General features: G+C 70.1%; 1 protein-coding gene. It reads right to left on the bottom strand.

The window, feature by feature from the left end:
* A partial coding sequence (locus VT50_RS38090; protein ID WP_046090386.1) for a beta-ketoacyl reductase occupies positions 1–720 on the bottom strand: 720 nt, incomplete at both ends.

The following is a 720-nucleotide window of genomic DNA, read 5'->3' as shown; positions in this document are numbered from 1 at the left end:
CCGGCCCAGGCGCCCCAGGCGATGGAGGTGGCCGGAAGGCCGTCCGCGCGCCGCTGCAGCGCCAGCGCGTCGAGATACGCGTTACCCGCCGCGTAAGAGCCCTGGCCAGGACCGCCCAACGTCCCGGCAGCCGAGGAGAACAGCACGAACGCCGACAGCTCCATCCCCGCGGTCAGCTCATGCAAATTCCGCGCGGCGCCCACCTTCGGACGCAACACCCCAGCCGCCCGCGACACCGTCAGAGCATCCAGAACACCGTCGTCCAGCACACCGGCGGTGTGCACCACAGCGGTCAGCGGGAATTCTGAGGGAACGTCCTCCAGGACAGCGGCCAAAGCCTCCCGGTCAGCCGCGTCACACGCCACCACCGTCACCCGAGCGCCAAGCTCCTCCAACTCCGCCTTCAACTCGGCGACACCCCCGGCCGCCATGCCACGACGACTCGTCAACACCAAATGCTCAGCACCCGAACGCGCCAACCAGCGAGCCACATGACCACCAAGCGCACCCGTGCCACCGGTCACCAACACCGAACCACCCACACGCCAGCCACCCCCGCCCCCAGCCTCCGGCGCCGACGCACGCACCAGCCGCTTGGCAAACACACCCGAACCACGCACCGCCACCTGGTCCTCGCCGCCCTCGACGGACAGCACCCCGGCCAAACGCGCCACCGCACGCTCATCCAGCGTCTCGGGCAGATCGACGAGACCGCCCCAG

The organism is Streptomyces antioxidans, assembly GCF_000968685.2.
Classification (GTDB): domain Bacteria; phylum Actinomycetota; class Actinomycetes; order Streptomycetales; family Streptomycetaceae; genus Streptomyces; species Streptomyces antioxidans.
The sequence above is the reverse complement of the archived record's forward strand: the minus strand, read 5'-3'. Positions and strand labels throughout refer to the sequence as shown.